Annotated in this window: 19 protein-coding genes; 1 reads left to right on the top strand and 18 read right to left on the bottom strand. The window is 66.2% G+C overall.

From position 1 onward, the window contains the following. Window positions 1-53 precede the first annotated feature (53 nt). The 17 genes from AB0C34_RS11920 to ftsH all read right to left on the bottom strand — a co-directional run bounded on the left by AB0C34_RS11920 (window position 54) and on the right by ftsH (window position 15,249). Entirely contained in the window at window positions 54-644 is a 591-nt protein-coding gene (locus AB0C34_RS11920; protein ID WP_357070289.1) for an anthrone oxygenase family protein, read from the bottom strand. 133 nt (window positions 645-777) lie between these two features. After that, the gene (locus AB0C34_RS11915; protein WP_357070287.1) at window positions 778-1,425 is read right to left on the bottom strand and encodes an FHA domain-containing protein; all 648 of its coding nucleotides are present in this window, start codon (window positions 1,423-1,425) and stop codon (window positions 778-780) included. 183 nt (window positions 1,426-1,608) lie between these two features. Next, window positions 1,609-1,968 (bottom strand): Lsr2 family protein, encoded by a 360-nt coding sequence (locus AB0C34_RS11910; RefSeq protein WP_357070285.1) that lies wholly within the window; start codon window positions 1,966-1,968, stop codon window positions 1,609-1,611. 115 nt (window positions 1,969-2,083) lie between these two features. Then, window positions 2,084-3,550, bottom strand: coding sequence for a lysine--tRNA ligase (gene lysS, locus AB0C34_RS11905; RefSeq protein ID WP_357071289.1), 1,467 nt, complete (start codon window positions 3,548-3,550; stop codon window positions 2,084-2,086). Between the two features lie 293 nt (window positions 3,551-3,843). Then, complete coding sequence (locus AB0C34_RS11900) at window positions 3,844-4,266, bottom strand: rhodanese-like domain-containing protein (protein WP_357071286.1); 423 nt, start codon at window positions 4,264-4,266, stop codon at window positions 3,844-3,846. Window positions 4,267-4,274: 8 nt separating this feature from the next. Beyond that, complete coding sequence (locus AB0C34_RS11895; RefSeq protein WP_357070283.1) at window positions 4,275-4,883, bottom strand: cysteine dioxygenase family protein; 609 nt, start codon at window positions 4,881-4,883, stop codon at window positions 4,275-4,277. Window positions 4,884-5,063: 180 nt separating this feature from the next. Continuing rightward, window positions 5,064-5,861 carry a type III pantothenate kinase gene (locus tag AB0C34_RS11890; protein ID WP_357070281.1) on the bottom strand — a complete coding sequence of 266 codons (798 nt, stop codon included), beginning with the start codon at window positions 5,859-5,861 and terminating at the stop codon, window positions 5,064-5,066. 18 nt (window positions 5,862-5,879) lie between these two features. Next, the gene (panD, locus tag AB0C34_RS11885; RefSeq protein ID WP_357070279.1) at window positions 5,880-6,299 is read right to left on the bottom strand and encodes an aspartate 1-decarboxylase; all 420 of its coding nucleotides are present in this window, start codon (window positions 6,297-6,299) and stop codon (window positions 5,880-5,882) included. A gap of 13 nt (window positions 6,300-6,312) precedes the next feature. Further along, window positions 6,313-7,293 (bottom strand): pantoate--beta-alanine ligase, encoded by a 981-nt coding sequence (gene panC, locus AB0C34_RS11880; RefSeq protein WP_357070277.1) that lies wholly within the window; start codon window positions 7,291-7,293, stop codon window positions 6,313-6,315. Beyond that, window positions 7,293-8,258 carry a DUF2520 domain-containing protein gene (locus AB0C34_RS11875; RefSeq protein ID WP_357070275.1) on the bottom strand — a complete coding sequence of 322 codons (966 nt, stop codon included), beginning with the start codon at window positions 8,256-8,258 and terminating at the stop codon, window positions 7,293-7,295. The genes panC and AB0C34_RS11875 overlap by 1 nt, the downstream gene beginning before the upstream one ends. A gap of 151 nt (window positions 8,259-8,409) precedes the next feature. Further along, window positions 8,410-9,471: a DUF6779 domain-containing protein gene (locus AB0C34_RS11870; protein WP_357070273.1), complete on the bottom strand. Its 1,062-nt coding sequence runs from the start codon at window positions 9,469-9,471 to the stop codon at window positions 8,410-8,412. Window positions 9,472-9,541: 70 nt separating this feature from the next. Then, entirely contained in the window at window positions 9,542-10,018 is a 477-nt protein-coding gene (locus AB0C34_RS11865; protein ID WP_357070271.1) for a DUF3180 domain-containing protein, read from the bottom strand. After that, the gene (gene folK, locus AB0C34_RS11860; RefSeq protein WP_357070269.1) at window positions 10,015-10,551 is read right to left on the bottom strand and encodes a 2-amino-4-hydroxy-6-hydroxymethyldihydropteridine diphosphokinase; all 537 of its coding nucleotides are present in this window, start codon (window positions 10,549-10,551) and stop codon (window positions 10,015-10,017) included. Before folK ends, AB0C34_RS11865 begins: the two co-directional genes overlap by 4 nt. 58 nt (window positions 10,552-10,609) lie before the next feature. Further along, complete coding sequence (gene folB / locus AB0C34_RS11855) at window positions 10,610-11,047, bottom strand: dihydroneopterin aldolase (RefSeq protein WP_357070267.1); 438 nt, start codon at window positions 11,045-11,047, stop codon at window positions 10,610-10,612. Next, on the bottom strand, window positions 11,044-11,946 hold the full coding sequence (gene folP, locus AB0C34_RS11850; RefSeq protein WP_357071283.1) for a dihydropteroate synthase: 903 nt from the start codon (window positions 11,944-11,946) through the stop codon (window positions 11,044-11,046). Before folP ends, folB begins: the two co-directional genes overlap by 4 nt. 155 nt (window positions 11,947-12,101) lie before the next feature. Continuing rightward, window positions 12,102-12,713, bottom strand: coding sequence for a GTP cyclohydrolase I FolE (gene folE / locus AB0C34_RS11845; protein WP_357071280.1), 612 nt, complete (start codon window positions 12,711-12,713; stop codon window positions 12,102-12,104). A gap of 145 nt (window positions 12,714-12,858) precedes the next feature. Continuing rightward, the gene (gene ftsH / locus AB0C34_RS11840) at window positions 12,859-15,249 is read right to left on the bottom strand and encodes an ATP-dependent zinc metalloprotease FtsH (RefSeq protein ID WP_357070265.1); all 2,391 of its coding nucleotides are present in this window, start codon (window positions 15,247-15,249) and stop codon (window positions 12,859-12,861) included. Window positions 15,250-15,847: 598 nt separating this feature from the next. On the opposite strand from ftsH, the gene AB0C34_RS11835 reads away from it, so the two are divergent. Then, window positions 15,848-16,795 (top strand): hypothetical protein, encoded by a 948-nt coding sequence (locus AB0C34_RS11835; RefSeq protein ID WP_357070263.1) that lies wholly within the window; start codon window positions 15,848-15,850, stop codon window positions 16,793-16,795. Here the strand turns inward: AB0C34_RS11835 and AB0C34_RS11830 are convergent. Then, on the bottom strand, window positions 16,775-17,608 hold the full coding sequence (locus AB0C34_RS11830; RefSeq protein WP_357070261.1) for a DUF1266 domain-containing protein: 834 nt from the start codon (window positions 17,606-17,608) through the stop codon (window positions 16,775-16,777). The two genes, AB0C34_RS11835 and AB0C34_RS11830, sit on opposite strands and share 21 nt — an antisense overlap. Window positions 17,609-17,715: the final 107 nt, after the last annotated feature.

The following is a 17,715-nucleotide window of genomic DNA, read 5'->3' as shown; positions in this document are numbered from 1 at the left end:
CTACCGCAGGGCGTATCCCGGGCGGGGCCGATTTCGGCGTGTTGCCCGTAAGACTAATTCTGCTGACGTACCGACGTGCCGACCTGGTCAGGGTACTTGTACGCCGCGAAACGGTCGGCGACGGCAGCCCCCGCCATGCTCGATTTTCCGTGCTGGACGCCCGCCGTGAACAGCGCGCAGCATAGAGCCAGCAATGCCAAGGTATGGAACACAGCACGGATGATGTTCCAACGGACCCAAGCGGATTCGAAATCGGCGCGAACCGTGGTGAGATCGGTGATCGACGCGGGATCGCCCGCGGCGGCCAGCTGGTCGTTCAGCGGGACGTTCAACCCGGAGGTCACCGCGAAGGCGATCACGTTGAGCACCAATCCGACCCCGATCCAGATCAGGATGCCGCGGTGCTCCTTGCCCAGATGTAGCGCCGCCGCCACGATCGTGCCGCCGACAGTGCCGAGGAACCCGCTCATAAACCATGGATTGATGATCACCACGTTGATCTTCTGCATCACGTCGATCATGACGCGATCATCGGTGCGTCCGAGCGCGGGCAGCACCGAATTGGCGTACCCGTAGAAAAGGCCGGCGATCAGGCCCGTGGCCAGCGTGGCAAGCACCAGTGCGGCGAGACGTGCGGCGGTCATGACTTCCTCCTGCTCGGAAACCGGCCGGAGTCGATGGCGCTCCGGCTGCTCTTCTCCGAGTCAAGCCGCTTTCCCGGTCACGCTCCATGGTCGAGAATCTCGGCCTGCTGCGCGAGCGTCTACGACGCAGACCTCACAGATCCCGATCAGAAATGAGCCCGCTCTGCATGGCCAGACCCGCCAAGCGCACACGCTTCTGATTCTGCGGAAGATCCTCCACACCGAATTTGGCGAACAGCGCGCGCAGATGAGTCTTGATCGCGTCGACACTGAGGAACAATTCCTCGGCGATCTGCTGGTTGGAGGCGGGGGTGGCGAAACCCGCCCCGTGTTTGTACGGGCGGCACAACGCGATCAGCACCGAACGCTGCGTGTCGGTGAGCGATCGGGCAGTGGGAATCGAGCCGGTCGAGGTACGCGTGATGTCGTCGTGGACGCCGCCGAAGTCGTGGAAGGAAACCCGCGAGGTGCCGACCCGGATGACGTCTCCCGCCATCAGCCTTCGTCTGCCGACAAGGCGGTCGCCGTTGACGAAAGTGCCGTTGCGGGAAAGCCCGTCGTCGACGATGGTCCAGTGTGCGCCGAGGTACTCGACCGCCGCGTGTAGTCGCGAAACCTCCGCGTCCCAGCTCAGCGCCAAGTCGGCGTGCGGAGAACGGCCGATCGTGACGCGCTCCTGGCCGGGGGTGAGCGTCAACTCCTGCTGCCGACCCGTGTCATCGATGAACCGCAAGAATGATCCGACGAATCCTGTCACTGCGCAGATACCTCGCCTCTCCATACCGCCAGTGACCATCGCACGTTTCCATGGTGCCGCGTTCGGTTACCGCGAGCAAGACCGATTCGTCCGTTATCCGTGGCCACCGTGCCATCCGGTGCTGCAGCTATATCGAAGCCCTATCACAAAACAAGACCGCCGTCCCGACGTCGCACGATTCGCCGGGACGGCGGCCGAAAAATACAACTATCCCTTCGCGGCCTTGTTGTAGGCGTCGGTGATGTCGGCGGAGATACGGCCCCGCGCGGACACCTTGTGTCCATTCCGACGTGCCCACTCGCGAATTGCGGCGCTTTGTTCCCGGTCGATGGAGACCCGACCCTTCGGGGTGCCCGCCGCCGCCGTGGCGGCCTTGACCCGGCGCCGGCCACTGACCCGGCGCGCATTCGAAACCCACTCTTCCAAACCGTCGCGCAGCTTCGACGCATTTGCCGACGACAGGTCGATCTCGTACGACACACCGTCGATCGCAAACTCGATGGTCTCGTCCGCGATGGACTCACCATCGACATCGTCGATCAGGCTAACGGTGACCTTCTTTGCCATGAGATGAACGTCCTCTCGAAATCGTGCGACCCGCATACTAGGCCGATTACCCGAGGCAAGAATACCTCGAATTCCGGAAATTCCAAGACGGAGTCGCTGCGATGCAATCCGATGCTCAGCGAGTGACCGGACGCACAATTGGGAACAGTATCGTTTCTCGGATTCCCAATCCCGTCAGGGCCATCAACAACCGATCGATTCCCATACCTGTTCCGGTGGTCGGCGGCATGCCGTGCTCCATCGCGGCGAGGAAGTCCTCGTCGAGCGCCATCGCCTCGTCGTCGCCCTGCGCGGCCAGCCGCGCCTGATCGACGAATCGCTCACGCTGGATCACCGGATCGACCAACTCCGAATAGCCAGTGGCCAACTCGAAGCCGCGCACATAGAGGTCCCACTTCTCCGTGACACCCGGTTCACTGCGGTGCTGCCTGGTCAGCGGCGAGGTCTCCACCGGGAAGTTTCGCACGAAAGTCGGTGCGTAGAGCTTGTCACCATACTGGTGTTCCCACAGTTCCTCGACAAGTTTCCCGTGTCCGAAGCCCTTGTCCTCCGGAATTTCCAGACCGACCCGATCCGCGAGTGCGCGTAATTCCGCAATCGACGTATCCGGAGTGACCGCGACACCCAGCGCGTCCGACAGCGAGGGGTACATCTCGACAGTCGCCCACTCTCCGCGGAGATCATATTCGGTGCCGTCCGCGAGCATCACAACCTGGGTACCGAACACCTCCTGGGCCACTTCCTGCACCAATTCCCGAATCATCACCGCCGAATCGTCATAGGTGCCGTATGCCTGGTATGTCTCCAACATCGCGAACTCCGGAGAATGCGTGGAGTCGGCACCCTCGTTTCGGAAGTTCCGGTTGATCTCGAAGACCCGCTCCAAGCCACCGACAACGCAGCGTTTCAGAAATAATTCAGGAGCAATACGCAGGTAGAGGTCCAAATCGAGCGCATTGGAATGGGTGACGAACGGCCGCGCCGCCGCGCCACCGTGCAGCGTCTGCAGCATCGGCGTCTCCACCTCGAGGAAACCCCGGCGTTCCAGCGCATTGCGCATCGCGCGTACAACAGCGATACGGGTTCGAGCCATTTCCCGCGCCTCAGGACGAACGATCAGATCGACATAACGCTGCCGAACTCGCGACTCCTCGTTCATCTCCTTATGCGCCACCGGTAGCGGGCGTAGGGCCTTGGCCGCCATGAACCAGGAATCGGCCATGACACTCAGCTCCCCGGTTCGCGACGAGATCACCTCACCGCGCACGTAAACGAAGTCGCCGAGGTCGACATCGGTCTTCCAGGTGGCAAGCAAGTCCGCGCCGACGCCGTTCAGGCTGATCATCGCCTGCAGCTTGGTGCCGTCCCCCTCCTGCAGGGTCGCGAAACACAACTTGCCGGTATTACGCATGAATATGACGCGTCCGGCGACACCCACCTGCTGCCCGGTGTTGGTGTCCGCGGCCAGGTCGGGATATGCGGCCCGAATTTCAGCGAGGGCATGTGTGCGTGGCACGACCACCGGATATGCCTCACCACCGGCCGCGAGCAACCGGTCCCGCTTCTCCCGGCGAATCCGCATCTGCTCCGGAGCATCGCCGGCGTCGGACGCCACAGCAGGCTGCGAATCCGATGTGGATGCGCTGGAGGATGCGGGGTTGCGAGGGCTCACATCGAACAACCCTAGCGTGCACCGGAAATCGTTTTGCGGGCCGCCCGCACTCTACTCCGGAGTAAGGAATCAGCATCGGTCCCCCGGCCGCCCGCGGGCCGGTTTGCCGGTACCGCAGACAGCCGAAAAAGCCGGTACACATCATCAGGTGCGCGAAAAGACCTGAGCGCCCGACTAATTCGACATGGAAGTGATCGAGAGAATTACAGTGCGGCGAGCGCGTCGGCTGCGCGCGCGAAGTGCGGAGCCCGCACGGCAACGTTCAGCAGCCCAGCCGCCTTCAATGCCTGATACCCGCCGACCAGGTCGGTCGCCCGATGCAGTCCGAGTTGTTGCAGGGCCGCGGCGGCCAGGCTGGAAGTAAAGCCTTCCGAGCAGACGACCACCCACGCCACGTCGTGATCGCCGGCCAGGGCCAGTCGGGCAGAACTGGTCGGGTCGAGCCGCCATTCCAGAACATTGCGCTCGATCACCAGAGCGCCGGGCAAAGTGCCCTCGCGGTCACGCTGCGCCTGCGGCCGGATGTCCACCAGAATGGCGCCTCCGTCCAGCGCCTCTGGCAATTCGAAGGCGTAGATCCGCTCCAGCTGCGCCCGCGCGTTGTCGAGCATCTGATCGATCGTCAAACGGGACATTACATATCACCTTCGGGCTCGTCGGTGAGAACGGTTCGGGTGCGCCGCAGTGTTCCGTTAGCGGTGACCTCGTAATAGGACATGGCGGTGAGCGGCGGGGAATAGGCATGCACGCTCAACGTCGGATCGAGCGGGCCGGTGGATTCGCCGTCACCGAAGGACAGCTCCGGCGCACGCATCACGTCGTGCACCCAACCGATCGGGAACGACGCCTGATCACCGGCGGTGAGGGTGCGCAGACGCAATTCCGTCCCGGTCCAGCGGTATTCGGCGAGTGCGCCGCTGAGCACGGTTAGCGCGCCGAGGGATCCGGCGTGATCGTGCAGTTCAGTGGACTTTCCGGGCGTCCAACTGATCAGCCAGATATCGACTTCGTCGTCAGCGCGTAATCGGGCCGCCCAACGCTCGTCCGACGGCCACATATCGTTCGCGGGAAGCAGATGGTTGTAGCGCCCCGCCAGCACATCCTCCGCGCCTTCGTCGGTCAGCCGCAGCAGATCAGCCGGACGCAGCCGGGTCGGCAGTGCGGGCGCCACCGAGCGGCCTTTCGACAGGGTCGCCGAAAAAGGATCACGCGCGGAAGAAGGGCGAATTACAGAAGAACGCATGAGCGAATCTCCACGGAATGGTATCGGTCGAGGGCGGGTACGCAGCCTCGATCGGTCGAGGCAATGTCAGCCTCGACAACACTCCTGGGTGTTCATGCGGAAATACACGAGTCGGAGTTTAACAGCACAGAGCACGGTGCTGGCAAGCGCCCGGTGTGCGACGAAGCCGACACGGGTAGTTCAGGCATGCCCCTTGCGGCGCTGGTTGCGTTCGTATACAAGCCGAAGTCCGGTCAGCGTCAGATGTGGGTCATGGTCCTCGATAGTCTCGGATTCCGGGACGATCAGCGGCGCGGTCGCGCCGGTCGCCACCACCGCGACGTCGTTGCCGGCGAACATGTCGAACTCGTCGCGAATCCGATCGATCAGCCCGTCCACCAGCCCGGCGAAACCGAAGACCGCGCCCGACTGCATGCATTCCATGCTGTTCTTCCCCAGCACGGAACGCGGCCTGGTCAACTCGGCCCGCCGCAGTGCACTGCGCTCCACCAACGCCTCGGTGGATATCTCCACACCCGGCGCGATGATCCCACCGAGGAACTCGCCCTTGTTCGACACCAGATCCACACAGATCGCTGTGCCGAAATCCACGACAATCGCGGGCGAGGAGTAGCGCTGATAGGCCGCGAGGCAGTTCACGATGCGGTCCGCGCCCACTTCCTTGGGGTTGTCCACCAACAGGGGAATACCGGTGCGCACACCGGGTTCCACCAGCACGTGCGGAACGTGGCTCCAGTACTGGGCCAGCATGCCGCGCAGTTCGCGCAGCACCGGCGGCACCGTGGACAGCGCGGAGACACCGATCACCTCGTCCAGCTGCGCACCGACCAGCCCACGCACCTGCATAGCGAATTCGTCGGCGGTCAGCAGCGGATTGGTGTGAATTCGCCAGTGTCGCACCAGTTTCGAATGAGCCGCGCTGCCCGAGAACAGACCGAGCTCGATACTGGTGTTACGGACATCGATGGTCAGTAGCATGACTCGGCCCGCCGGCCGTCAGCTGAAGGACAGGGAGCGCGGCGAGGTCAAACCCGAGCCCTCCGGCGCGTGAGCTGGGTCCGAACCCAGCTCGACGGGGCGGTTGCGCGCATCGACGAACACCACCTTCGGGTCGTACGCCGCGAGCTCCTGCTCGTTCATCTGACCATAGGCGATCAAGATGACCAGGTCGCCGGGGTGGACCAGATGAGCCGCAGCTCCGTTGATCCCGACCACGCCGGAACCACGCGCACCCGCGATGACATACGTCTCCAGACGAGCGCCGTTATCGATGTCGACGATGCAGACTTGTTCGCCCTCCAGCAGATCGGCAGCATCGAGCAGGTCCTGGTCCACGGTGACCGAACCGACGTAGTGCAGGTCGGCGTGCGTCACCGTGGCGCGATGGATCTTCGACTTCATCATGGTGCGCAGCATTGCGTCGCCCTTTCTAATTCACCGGTGGGAGCCGGACGGGATCGGACACCGCCGCAGCAGGCTGGGAGCCGTCCGCGGCAGGCCGCGAACCGGCGACGGTGGGGTGGCCATCAATCGGAGCGCCGAGGGAGACGGCGATGTTGTCGATGAGCCGAGTGCCACCGACCCGGGCCGCGATCAGCAATCTCGCGTTACCGGCGGCCGGTGCGGGGCCGAGATCGGCCGAACGCAACTCGAGGTAGTCGAGGTCGATGCCGGTTGTGACGTCGAACACCTGGCGCGCGGCGGCGAGTACCGCGGCTGCGCCGAGACCGCCCGCGTGCCTGCCCGCCGACAGCGCCGCGGACAGCGCGACAGCCGATTCACGCTGCGCCGCATCGAGATAGCGGTTGCGCGAAGACAGCGCGAGGCCGTCCGGCTCACGCACGGTGGCCACCGGGGTGATTCGCACGTCGAAATTCAGGTCACGGACCATCTGCCGGATCAGCGTGAGTTGCTGATAGTCCTTCTCACCGAAGAATGCCTCGGTCGGTCGCGCGATCCGCAGCAGCTTGGCGACCACGGTCAGCATCCCCGCGAAATGGGTCGGGCGGCTCGCCCCCTCCAGTTCGGCGCCGATCGGACCGGGGTGCACCGTGGTTCGCGGACCGTCCGGGTACATATCGGACACGCTCGGCGCGAACACCAGCTCGACGCCCTCGCGGCGCAGCAGTTCGACATCGGCGTCCACGGTGCGCGGGTACGTGCCCAGATCCTCGTTCGCGCCGAACTGCAAGGGGTTCACGAAGATCGAGACGATGACGACCTGGTTGGTCCGCTTGGCCAGTCGCACGATCTCCAGATGACCCTCGTGCAGCGCGCCCATGGTCGGCACGAGTGCGACAGTGCGGCCGACACCGCGCAGCGCGTGGGAGACGGCGGTGAGCACCGCGGGCTCGTGGTGCACGGTCAGCTCACCCGGCCGGTAGGCGCCACGCAATTTCGGGTCGAACATCAGCGCCCTTTCAGCAACTCGATGACGGCGGAGTCGGCACCCGCCCGTTCCGCCGTGCGCAGCGACAACGCGCGATAACCCGCGGCAAGATGGGCATCGACGGTTGCCAGCGCACCCAGGTGGGCGGCCACCGCATCGGCGTCGTTGCGGGCCACCGGACCGGTCAGCGCGGACGGGCCGCGGCGCAGCGCGTTGTCCAACGCAGCCGAGGCCAGCGGGGCGAGCAACCGCTCGGCAAGGCCGTTCGGTTGGTCGTCGACGACCTGCTGTCCGAGCAGGCCGGGGCCCTCCAGCGCGACCCGCAGCGCGGCCAGCGCGTCGACGATCACCGTGACCAAGTGATTGCTGCCGTGTGCGAGCGCGGCGTGGTATAGCGTGCGGTTCTGCTCAGCTACCCGGACCGGCTCGCCGCCCATCTCGATCACCAGCGACTGCGCGATGGCGTAGCCGATCTCGTCGGCGGCTGTGATGCCGAAGCAGGCGTTGCCCAGCCGCAACACGTCCTCGTCGTGTCCGGTGAAGGTCATCGCGGGATGGATCGCCAGTGGCAACGCGCTGAGCGCGGCGAGTGGAGCCAGCACACCGATTCCGTTCGCGCCGGAGGTGTGCGCCACGATGGTGCCAGCCCGAACGACACCCGTCTCGGCCAGTCCGCGCACCAGACCAGGCAGCTCGGTGTCGGGAACGGCGAGTAGCAGCAGTTCGCTGCGGGCGGCCACCTCTTCGATCGGGAGGATCCGCGAGTCGGGCAGCCGAGTCCGCGCGCGGCGCACCGACGCATCGGAGATGGCGGCGACACCGAACACCACGTGCCCGGCGCGTTCGAGCGCCGCGCCCAGGGCCGAACCCACACGTCCCGCGGAGACGATGCCCACCGTCAGGCGGGCGGGCGCGGGGTCAGCGCTGGCGACTGCTTGGGGGTCGCTGGAACCGGGGTAGCCCGAAGTCGCGTTATCGGAATTCACGCTTCTCGAGGTCAACGTTGTCCTCTCGACGTCGTTCCAGTCCCGCTATGCGGGTACCGGACGGTACTCCACGACAATATCGGGACACGGTTCACCGATGCCATGGGGTGGCGTCGTGATGTAGAACGCAGCTGTCCGACCGCGGTGCCGGTCAGTCCCGTTCGCTCTCCTCGGACTGCAGGTTGGCCATTATCTCGGCGACGGAGAGTCGACGCGTCGGTTTGTCGTCGGCAGTCTCGGCCCTGCGGCGTCTGCGTGCGCTCTGCGACCCGGCCGCGGGCTCCCGGGTCGGCCACGGCTCGGGATGCGGGCGCGGAGCCGGATCGAAACGCACAGCCGAATCAGGGTGCGGAGTCGGATCGGCGTCCGGAGCCGGATCAGGGCGCGGAGCCGGATCAGCGCGGGGAGCGGAATCAGCGCGGGGAGCGGGGCGCTTCGCGGGCAGCGTCGCGGGCTCATCGGCGGGTGCCTCGGTGAAAGCGTCTGCCCACCCTCGTAGCTCGGGGTACCTGCCCTCGTCGGCGGGCACCTCGGACTCGGCGGCATCGACGTCCTCGTCCTCCAGCGAGACGACGGCGGTCTCGGCGGTGACCGGCTCATCGAACGGACTGGCGAAGACCGGCGGCTCTGGATGCTCCGGGACGAAGACCGGCGTCACACTGCTGCGCGGTTGCTGGTCCGCGAAGACCGACCACATCCCGGCATTCGCGGAGCTATTGTTCGCCGATTCCGTGCTCGAGCTGGTCAGCTCCTGAATCCGGGTCGAATCGGCGCGCAGCGCCGGGCGATCCATCGGCAGATCGCCGTCGAAAAGCCGCTGCAGGCTCTGCCGCAGCACGCTGAGTTCCGCGCGCAGCGCCGCGAGTTCAGCCGCATCGGCGCCCACTTCCTCGCGCACCCGCGCCTCGACACCGAGCTCGTACTCACGCCGCGCAGTGACTTCCCGCTCCAGCTGTAACTCGTAGACCGTTTGCAAATCGCGGACTTTGGCCTTATCGATCGTCGCTTCCTTGCGGTACTTCGTCGCGGCCAGCGCGCCGATCGCCGCCGCCCACAGCGCCGCGACCAGACCTACCCGTACGAATTGCACGCTGTTACTGAAGACCAGAAAAACGCTGGCAACCAGACCGAGCAGAATCAAGACGCCGAGGAAGAATTTTCCCGCTTCTTCCCGCCGCGTACGGGAAGTGCTGCTCCGGGAGGGTGACACCATGCCAGTCAGGGTAGCTTGAACGCCGAGCCGGACCCAGAATGTGGTTGATTACTTAAGTTCATAAAACTAGCTATGTAGTTGCCGGATCATCGGTGGGATCATCAGGAGCCCGGCAGCAGTACTCCAGCCAGAGGGCCGCAGCAACCAAAGCCACCCCTGCCAGCATCCCGACAATCGCACCGGGGCTGTCGGCGGCCGCCGCGTGCAGTGTGCCGCGCTGCGGGAACACCCAGCACAGGAAGCCGAGCCAGATACCTGCGGCGATCGAACCCACCTGCACGGACGCCTTGGCCAACGCGACGGCGCGTGCCGCGGTAATCGGATGGAGCTGGTGCCGTGCGTCCCCGATCTGATGGTCGCCGACCCTGGCCCGGATCACGAAGGCGAGCGCGCCCTCGATAGCCGCCACCGGATAGAGCGAGGCGCCTGCGAAGGCCGAGATCGGCGGGAAATTGTCGTAGGCCATCCGAGTGGCGATCCACGCCACGATCGCCGCGATGAGAACGTTCGCGACGAGATCGAGGACGCGCGTCGGCTTCAGCTTCATGACGCCGCACCGGTGAGTGCGAACTCGGTGCGCCGCACACCCGCGCGCTCAGCCGGATCGAGCCGCTCCAACAGGTCCGCCACCGGATGCGGTGTGCCGTCGACCTCCAGCACCGCATCCGGCGCCACGTCCAACCACGGGACGAGCACGAAAGCACGGCTGGACGCCCGCGGGTGCGGCAGAGTCAGATTCGGATCGGCGCTGCGACAGGCAACCGGCTTGCCGTCGCACAGCTCAGCGCACCAGACCACGTCGACATCGAGTGTCCGCGCACCCCAGCGCACATCGCGGATACGGCCCGCGGCGCGCTCCAGTTCTCGACCACGACCCAGCCAGTCCGCACATCCGAATGCCGGGTCGTCCACCAACACAACAGCGTTGAGAAAGTCATCCTGTGCGACCCCGCCCCAGGGCGCTGTCGAGTACACCGCCGAGACCGCGCGCACCCGATCGCCGAATCCGTCCACCACGCTACGCAGATGCCCGAGGCGGTCGCCCAGGTTCGAACCGATGGACAACACGGCGCGACTCACTGGCATGCCTCCGCCAGGTCGAGCACGATCAGGAACGCCGCGTGGCCGTGTCGATCGCTCATTTCGCGGACCCCAGGCGGTGGCGCGTCGTGACCACCCGGACATCGGCGAACGTGTGCGGAATCGGCGCGGACGGCTTGTGCAACACCACCTCCACCGATCTGATCCGCGGATCGGTCATCACGTCGTCGGCGATCTCCGTGGACACCGTCTCGATCAGGTTGCGTGGCGGACCCTGGATGATCCGAACCGCGCGCTCCGCCAGCGCGCCGTAGTCCACAGTCGACACCAGATCGTCGGAGGCCGCCGCGTCCGCAAAATCCACCCACACGGTCACGTCTACCGAAAACTCCTGGCCAGCACGCCGCTCGTGATCGAACACCCCGTGATACCCGTACGCACGAAGACCGCGCAACTCGATCCGGTCGGCGCCGCATCGAATCGGCGAATCCTGTGTCGGCGCACCGTTTTCGGCATGGACGGGGGACTGGCTCATCGGTGAGCTCCTTGCGCACTCGGTCGGATCGTGTCGTGCCCGGGGACTCGGAGCCGGGCGGCGTTCTGCCATGCGGTGTTCTGCCATGCGGTGTTCTGCCATGCGGCGTTCTGCCATGCGGCGGTGACGGCGATGGCATCGAGCGAGGCGCGCACGTCGTGCACGCGCACCCCCCAGGCACCGTGCAGAGCGGCGAGCGCGGAGACGGTAGCCGTGGCTGTTTCACGTCCGTCCGGCGGGCGCGGCCCCGCGTCGTCGGCGAGCAGCGCGCCGAGAAAACGCTTGCGTGAGGCGCCGATCAGGATCGGTAACCCGTGCGCCACGAGTTCGGGCAGCGCGCCGAGCAGGGCCCAGTTGTGGTCGGCGTTCTTCGCGAAACCCAGCCCGGGGTCGAGGATCAGTCGGGCCGGGTCGACACCCGCCGCGACGGCCGAGTCCACCTGAGCGGTCAGTTCGGCGAGTACCTCGGCGACGACATCGTGGTAATGGTCGGCCGGGCCGGTGTGCCGATAGTCGGCGCCGGCTCGCCAATGCATAAGGATCCACGGGACGTCCGCGGAAGCGACCACCTTCACCATGTCGGGGTCGGCGCGGCCACCGGAGACGTCGTTCACCACGTCGACACCAGCAGCGATTGCCGCCTCGGCCACCGCGGCGCGCATGGTGTCCACGCTGGCCGGAACGCCTGCCGCGACCAGTCCGCGAATGACGGGTGTCACTCGCGCGATCTCGGTCGCCGAATCGATTCGTACGGCGCCGGGCCTGGTCGACTCGCCGCCGACGTCGATGATGTCCGCTCCCGCCGCGTACAACTGCACACCGTGCGCGATCGCTAGGTCCGGGTCGAGGTACTTGCCGCCATCGGAGAACGAATCGCTGGTGACATTGACCACGCCCATCACCACGCAGGAGCGGCCGTCACGCGGGCTGATCCGTCCATGTCCGGTCAACCGGGCCGCGGGCGCCGTTTCCTGTCGCCCGGCCTCCGCCTGGGTCGCGCGCCGGCCCATGGTGGCGGCGTCTTCGTTCGCCGGTCCCGACACCGCCGGCCCTGTCACTTCCGCAGAATGAGATCGAGGGCCTCGGCACGCGAAGCGGGGTTGGACTGGAGCAGCCCGCGTACGGCCGATGTCGTGGTGCTGGCGCCCGGCTTGCGGATGCCCCGCATCGCCATGCACAAATGCTCGGCCTCGATGACCACGATCGCACCGCGCGGATCCAGCTTGCGCATCACCGCGTCGGCGATCTGACTGGTCAGACGCTCCTGCACTTGTGGACGCTTGGCATACAGGTCGACCAACCTGGCCAGCTTCGACAATCCGGTGACCCGGCCGTGCTCGCCAGGGATATAGCCGACATGAGCGACACCGTGGAACGACACCAGATGATGTTCGCAGGTGGAGTACAGCGGGATGTCACGGACGAGGACGAGTTCCTGATGACCCTCGTCGAAGGTGGTGTTGAGCACCGAGTCCGGCTCGACGTAGAGCCCCGCGAACGTCTCCCGGTAGGCGCGCGCCACCCGAGCGGGTGTCTCGAGCAAACCGGGCCGGTCCGGGTTCTCACCGATGGCGATCAGCAATTCCCGCACGGCGGCCTCGGCCCTGGCCTGGTCGAACGACCTACCGGTTTCCAATGCGACGGGCGCTGACTCGGTCGCATTGATGTCGACACCGTTGCGTCCGGCGCCATCCGACTCGGCGAGGGTGTGGCCACCGCCGTGATTGTTGGCCGACAATCGAGGACACCTCCAAAATCTCGGGTGCCGACAATTACTCGGCACCCCGAAGGTCGAGCGTAATCGTGACTGGTCAGTGCCGACCGTTCGGTCCATCCCAGTCGTTCTCGGCCTCGCCGTTCGGGTTCGTGCGACCCGGCTCGTCATAGCCCGGACGGTCGCCGTAACCACCCCGCTCATAGCCGCCCTCGGGTCCGCCGTGCGGACCCCACTGCTGGTACCCCTGCTGCGGCTGCTGGGCATCGCCCCAGCCGCCGGACTGGCCCTGCTGCGGCTCGTCCCGTGGCGGCCAGCCGGGGGCGGACCAGCCCGCGGGCGCACCGTAGTCCGGCCGCGAACCATGCGTGCCCTGACGCGGGTAAGCCGGGGCAGGCACGGGCTGCGCCGGGTATCCGCCCTGGGTCGGGGTCGGGCGGCCGTACTGCGGCGGCGCGTCGTAACCACCCTCGTGCGGGTAGCCGTTGCCGACGTGCGGTTCACGCTTCGCGGCTGCGGCCAACGGCGGCGCGACCGGCTCCGCCGGCCACGGTTCGCCGCGCTCGGCGGCCAACTCGCCAGGGGTCTTCACCGGCGGCTTGTCCGACGGGACGCGATCGCCGAAGTCGTTGAACGCGGTGATCCGCGGGCGCTTGTCCACCGAGTCGAGAATCTGTTCGAGATCCTTGCGATGCAAGGTCTCTCGCTCCAGGAGCGCGGTGGCCAACACGTCGAGGACGTCGCGGTACTCGTTGAGAATGGCCCACGCCTCGGTGTGCGCGGCCTCGATCAGGTTGCGCACCTCCTCATCGATCGCACCCGCGACCTCGTGCGAATATTCCGAACCCATACCCATCGATCGGCCGAGGAACGGATCGCCTTGTTCCTGGCCATAGCGGACCGCACCCAGGCGGGCACTCATGCCGTACTCGGTGACCATCGCGCGGGCGATCTTGGTGGCCTGGTCGATGTCGGACGAGGCACCCGTGGTCGGCTCATGGAACACCAACTCCTCGGCCGCGCGTCCACCCATCGCCATGACCAACCGGGCGATCATCTCCGATCGGGTCATCAGGCCCTTGTCATCCTCCGGCACCGTCATGGCGTGGCCGCCGGTGCGACCGCGCGCCAAAATGGTGACCTTGTACACCGGCTCGATGTCCGGCATCGCCCAAGCGGCCAGGGTGTGACCGCCCTCGTGGTAGGCGGTGATCTTCTTTTCGTGCTCGCTGATGATCCTGCTCTTGCGGCGCGGGCCGCCGATCACGCGGTCCACCGATTCCTCGAGCTGCTCGCTGGTGATCACCGCGCCGTGCTCGCGGGCGGTGAGCAGCGCAGCCTCATTGATCACGTTGGCCAGGTCGGCGCCGGACATCCCGACGGTCCGCTTGGCCAGACCCTCCAGGTCGGCGTCCTGCGAGATGGGCTTGCCCTGCGAGTGCACCCGGAGGATGGCGCGCCGACCCGCCAGGTCGGGGTTGCCGACCGGGATCTGCCGGTCGAACCGGCCGGGGCGCAGCAGCGCGGGATCGAGGATGTCGGGCCGGTTGGTCGCGGCGATCAGGATGATTCCGGTGCGGTCACCGAAGCCGTCCATCTCGACGAGCAACTGGTTGAGTGTCTGCTCGCGCTCGTCGTGGCCGCCACCGAGGCCGGCTCCGCGCTGTCGACCGACCGCGTCGATCTCGTCGACGAAAATGATGCACGGGCTGTTCTGCTTGGCCTGCTCGAAAAGGTCGCGCACCCGGGAGGCGCCGACACCGACGAACATCTCCACGAAATCCGAACCGGAAATGGTGAAGAACGGCACACCCGCCTCACCGGCCACCGCGCGGGCCAGCAGGGTCTTACCGGTACCCGGCGGTCCATAGAGCAGAACACCCTTGGGAATCTTGGCGCCGAGGGCCTGATACCGAACCGGGTTCTGCAGGAAGTCTTTGATCTCGTACAGCTCTTCGACCGCCTCGTCCGCGCCCGCCACATCGGCGAACGTGGTTTTGGGCATGTCTTTGGACAGCTGCTTCGCCTTCGACTTACCGAAACCCATCATGCCGCCGCGGCCGCCACCCTGCATGCGCGCCATCACGAAGATGAACAGGCCGAGCAAGATCACCATCGGCAGCACGAACAACAGGATCTGGGTAAACCAGCTCTCCTGTTTGACCACGGTGTTGTAGCTGGCGCCGGAATTGCGCACGGCGTCGAAGATCTGCGCGGAGGTTTCACTGCCGCCCGGATACTTCGCGATGATCTTGGCCTGGCCGCCGGTGGCGTCGTTGCCATTCTTCAGTTCGACGCGTAGCTGCTGCTCACGGTCATCGATCTGGACGTTCTGAACATTGCTCTTGTCGTTCAGCTGGCTGAGAGCAACCGATGTATCGACGCTCTTCCAGCCGCGCGTGTCGTTGCCGAAGTAGCTGAACGCATAGATGACGAGCAAAATGCCCGACACTATGGCCAGGGTGCGAAAGACAGTCTTGCGGTTCATAGAGCGTCGGCCGGGGCGGCCAGTCCTTTCCGGTGTCTCCGGTTCTTGCCGAGCGATGCGTCTGGCGCTTCCGGTTCCGCGAGGGGTTCGGATGCGGACATGTCACGTTACCGCGTACGGTCTAATCGATACATCGCGCAGTTCGGCTGCAGGTGCAGTTAAAAAGGTAAACGGCCGGGGACCGACGGTGGTTCCCGATGTCTCCCGTCCGGCTTACTCCAAGTGGCAACAATCATGGCATGTTCGGCCTATCGTGAGCGACGACACAACATCGCGGGGCGAGCGACGGGCACGGAGGCGGTAGCTTGCGTAACCACGTAGGGCCCCGGGAACACCGCTCATCGGATAGAGCGGGGCGAGCGACGGGCACGGAGGCGGTAGCTTGCGTAACCACGAAGAGCCCCGGGAACACCGCTCATCAGACCGAGCGGGCGAGCGACGGGCACGGAGGCGACAGCTTGCGTAACCACGAACGGCACCGGAAATACCGCTTATCAGACCGACCGGCGCGGCGCGCGACGGGCAGGACAGCGGTAGCTCGCGTAGCCACGAACGGCCCTGGCGGCGCCGCCGCACATCAGACAAGAGCGCAGGGGGTATGGACATAGTCGAGTTACGGACACCCACAGCGATAGTGCGGCACGGTCGCGGCAGGTTGATCGTTCTGCGCCCGGGTTCCGAGGGCGAGCGCGTACTCGATGTGCCGGTCTCGGACCTGCTCAAAGTTCGGCTGAACCGGCGTGCGGACGACGCCGTCGTCATCGAGATCTATCTGCGGTACCCGACTCCGGTGCTCACCGGCGTTCCGGCGGACCGCACGGCGCTTCCGGTCCTGATCGCCGAGCACGACTTCCCCGCGGCCACCGAGATCGTCGACCGGATCAACTCCCAGATCCTGGCCACTCAGCGCATCGACGTGGCGGCCCCTGACCTGCGCCCGCCCACCCCTTCCTGGCACAGGATCGGCCCGACGCGCGCGGATGTGGACCGGGCGACTCGCAGGATGACGCCGCGACGCGACGCCAAGGCGGCGATCGCCGCACTGCATCGGTATGTGACACCGGACGAGTACGTGCTGGAGACCGCGGTCGCGATCGCGCACCCGCCCGCCGGCACTGGCTCCGGCCTGCTCGCCGCGACCACGGAGCGATTGCTGTTCATCTCCGTCGGCAACGACGAGCGGTACGCGCACGAGTTACCCATTCCGGCGGTCATGTGGGCACGCACGACCGACACCCCCGCTGTCGGGCCCGGGGAGATCGGCGCGCCACGTGGTAGCGCCGGCATCGACGTGCACGACGGCAATCGAACGCTTCGTTTCACGGGCACCGACCGCGCCGACACCGAACGGGTCACCTGTGCGCTGAACTTCGCGATGCGCCGCGATTCCGCCGATGGCGCCGCGGGTCCCGCGGACCCCGGTGTGGCCCAACTATATTCGGAGTGGGAGCTGCTCGTCGAGCGACACTCGCTCGGGATGGTGGACGACGCGCAGTTCCAGCGCTACGGCCGCGGCATCCTGCGCTCACTCCCCGACGGGAGCTGAGTTCAGCGTGACCCGTCGCCACGGGCTGGTCGGGCGCAGCCACAGCCGAAGCAGCTCCTTGCGGCGGTCGACGCCGCCGTTCTTCAGTTCGGCCAGGTCCTCGCAGGCCTGCCAGTAGGTCCAGCCGGTCAGGTAGGCGTCGCCGAATTGGCGCCAGTTGCGGTATTTGCTCTGCGCCAGCGGCAACGCGCGCGCCAGATAATCCCAAGCCAGGTCGGCTTCGAGATAACCCGCGGTGTAGGCCATCCTGGCCACCGCGACCACCCTGGCCAGGTCCCAGGCGTGGATGTCGCTGGGCAGCGGCCGGGCCAGATGATCGGTGAATCCGATCTTGATCGCCTGCGACCAGATGTCGTAGTCGCGGACCAGCGCTTCGGGATTGTCCATCCCGCGGAACGCGCCGACCTGGCGCAGGAACGCGCGGTGCCGGTCGGCCCGCTCGCCGAAGCGGTCGCGCTCGTTCGCATTGATCGATGCCGTCACGAGCGGATGGACCAATGCGTACAACGGGGCGTGCATGCCCTCCAGCAGCTGTTCCATCGAGGCCCGCGCCTCGGTTCCGTCGGTGATGCCCCAGGCGCCGGTGAGCGTATCGATAGCCAGCTCGCGACGGTCACCCAGCGGATGCTCGCGTTCCGGCCCGAGGAGCAGCGCGTCGTGGAAAGCATCCCAGCGTGACGAGTAGAACGCACCGAGGGCCAGCGCCCGCAACTCGTCGTCGGAGACCGCGGCGCCGGACCAGTGGTCCTCCTCCCGCTCGTCCAGTTCCGCGTACGGAAAAGTCGTCAAGGTGGGTACACCGCGCGAAGGCATACCCCGATTGTTCCCCATCGACCGTGGAGCGGGCCACGTAATGACCGACACGACCGCGTGTCCGTCTCCTGCGCGGCGCCGTCGCACGGACCGGCCGAACGGTATGT

The organism is Nocardia sp. NPDC049220 (assembly GCF_040647855.1).
In the GTDB taxonomy this organism is placed as follows: Bacteria; Actinomycetota; Actinomycetes; order Mycobacteriales; family Mycobacteriaceae; genus Nocardia.
This window is presented reverse-complemented; position numbering and strand designations above follow the sequence as displayed.

Coding starts and splice junctions, on each gene's coding strand:
- folP (WP_357071283.1), bottom strand. CDS start 11,946: ATGGGCGTGGTCAATGTCACCAGCGATTCGTTCTCCGATGGCGGCAAG.
- AB0C34_RS11870 (WP_357070273.1), bottom strand. CDS start 9,471: ATGGTGTCACCCTCCCGGAGCAGCACTTCCCGTACGCGGCGGGAAGAA.
- panD (WP_357070279.1), bottom strand. CDS start 6,299: ATGCTGCGCACCATGATGAAGTCGAAGATCCATCGCGCCACGGTGACG.
- panC (WP_357070277.1), bottom strand. CDS start 7,293: ATGTTCGACCCGAAATTGCGTGGCGCCTACCGGCCGGGTGAGCTGACC.
- AB0C34_RS11895 (WP_357070283.1), bottom strand. CDS start 4,883: ATGCGTTCTTCTGTAATTCGCCCTTCTTCCGCGCGTGATCCTTTTTCG.
- ftsH (WP_357070265.1), bottom strand. CDS start 15,249: ATGAACCGCAAGACTGTCTTTCGCACCCTGGCCATAGTGTCGGGCATT.
- AB0C34_RS11910 (WP_357070285.1), bottom strand. CDS start 1,968: ATGGCAAAGAAGGTCACCGTTAGCCTGATCGACGATGTCGATGGTGAG.
- AB0C34_RS11890 (WP_357070281.1), bottom strand. CDS start 5,861: ATGCTACTGACCATCGATGTCCGTAACACCAGTATCGAGCTCGGTCTG.
- AB0C34_RS11830 (WP_357070261.1), bottom strand. CDS start 17,608: ATGCCTTCGCGCGGTGTACCCACCTTGACGACTTTTCCGTACGCGGAA.
- AB0C34_RS11835 (WP_357070263.1), top strand. CDS start 15,848: ATGGACATAGTCGAGTTACGGACACCCACAGCGATAGTGCGGCACGGT.
- AB0C34_RS11920 (WP_357070289.1), bottom strand. CDS start 644: ATGACCGCCGCACGTCTCGCCGCACTGGTGCTTGCCACGCTGGCCACG.
- folB (WP_357070267.1), bottom strand. CDS start 11,047: ATGAGCCAGTCCCCCGTCCATGCCGAAAACGGTGCGCCGACACAGGAT.
- AB0C34_RS11865 (WP_357070271.1), bottom strand. CDS start 10,018: ATGAAGCTGAAGCCGACGCGCGTCCTCGATCTCGTCGCGAACGTTCTC.
- AB0C34_RS11915 (WP_357070287.1), bottom strand. CDS start 1,425: ATGGAGAGGCGAGGTATCTGCGCAGTGACAGGATTCGTCGGATCATTC.
- lysS (WP_357071289.1), bottom strand. CDS start 3,550: ATGCGGATTCGCCGGGAGAAGCGGGACCGGTTGCTCGCGGCCGGTGGT.